This window comes from Neobacillus drentensis, from assembly GCF_036962765.1.
Taxonomy (GTDB): Bacteria; Bacillota; Bacilli; order Bacillales; family Cytobacillaceae; genus Neobacillus; species Neobacillus drentensis_C.
Window position 1 is genome coordinate 7,860 of sequence record NZ_JBALOS010000236.1, and the last position, 1,278, is coordinate 9,137.

General features: G+C 37.4%; 2 protein-coding genes. One reads left to right on the plus strand and one right to left on the minus strand.

Annotation, left to right across the window (positions count from 1 at the left end; all coding sequences use genetic code 11):
• The coding region (locus V7137_RS24515; protein ID WP_335700493.1) for a DUF3231 family protein at positions 1-507 on the plus strand (507 nt) is incomplete at its 5' end.
• Between the two features lie 574 nt (positions 508-1,081).
• On the opposite strand, the gene V7137_RS24520 is transcribed toward V7137_RS24515, so the two are convergent.
• A partial coding sequence (locus tag V7137_RS24520) for an excalibur calcium-binding domain-containing protein (protein WP_335700494.1) occupies positions 1,082-1,278 on the minus strand: 197 nt, incomplete at its 5' end.

Genomic DNA, 1,278 nt, shown 5'->3' on the forward strand with positions numbered 1-1,278 from the left:
GATGAAAGGGATGGGAAACTATTCAAAGTTGCATCAACTCAGCAACGGCCACTTAATGCGGTAGAATTGGCAAATATGTTCAGTGCCCTTCAATGTAACAATGTTGGAGTTGCTCTTTGTACCGGTTTTTCTGAAGTCGTAGAGGATATGGACACAAAGAAATTTATACTAGAAGGGAAAAAGTTAGCATTTTATCAATCAGCCTCTTTATCCGATATCTATAGAGAAAATGGAATTCCAACTACAACTGGACTAGAGGCTCACGTTAATAAAGTAAAGGAATCACCTTTTTCAGATAAATTAATGGCAAACTTAATAATGTTCCTTAATCCAGTAAGTATAACCAATCTACAAAATGCAGTGGTATCCAGTTATAAAAAGGATCATATAGATTCTTTAAAGGAACTAATCAAGATGATTGAAAACTACTCAGAGAAAGGGCTGAAGTTATTAATAAGGAAAAATTGGTTTAATGAACCACCTGTATCTAATTGGTCACATAAATAGAAACGTGGCAGGTACTATTCAAGAAATGGAAACTTCTCGGCACATAGGCCAGATACACGAATTCCATAAGCGACACCCACCGCGTCATGCCCCCCAAGTGAGCAGACGTCCAGCCAAGATCAAAGATGGATATTTGGAAAAGGTTAAAAATTAGCAGCGTAAGAAATCATTTGTATTATTTCAAGCTAAAAAAGCATTATGGCTAAAACCCTTTCTATCGCATTCAGTAAAGTCGCTCTAATAAAAGAATTAAAAAAGTTCCCAGAATACGGCTGATGGTCGAATAAAAATATTTTCAAAAATAATGTAAACAGATAACTTACCAGTTCCGAAATCTTTAGAAACAGAAAGCTTCAACATACTCTTCTTTTTTCCGGTAAGTTAATGGTGTTATTCAACAATCTGGCCCAATTATTGAACAAAGATCAATCTGACCTCTTCCACTAAACTGCTTCGTTAGTGGAAGAAGGTTTAGCTATTTGACAATGATTGTTTTAAAATGGGTACTTCCGTAACTTACACACCGACCACTTTTTCTCCAGCAAAAAAGAAGGCAGAATTGCGCCTTCTTTAGTTAGTTTTGCTCGCATGCATAATCGTCATGGTCGCGGTCCATTTTTGTCTGGTACGCAGCGTGGGTGGACGGAACTCCTTTAGGATAGACTTTTCTTAATTCCGTACAATTTGCAAATGAAGTTTCCGTTGTTTGAACAGGATTTGCTGCAGCTTCTTCTGCCTCTGCTTTCGCCTTAGCCTCTTGCTTGGCTTTTA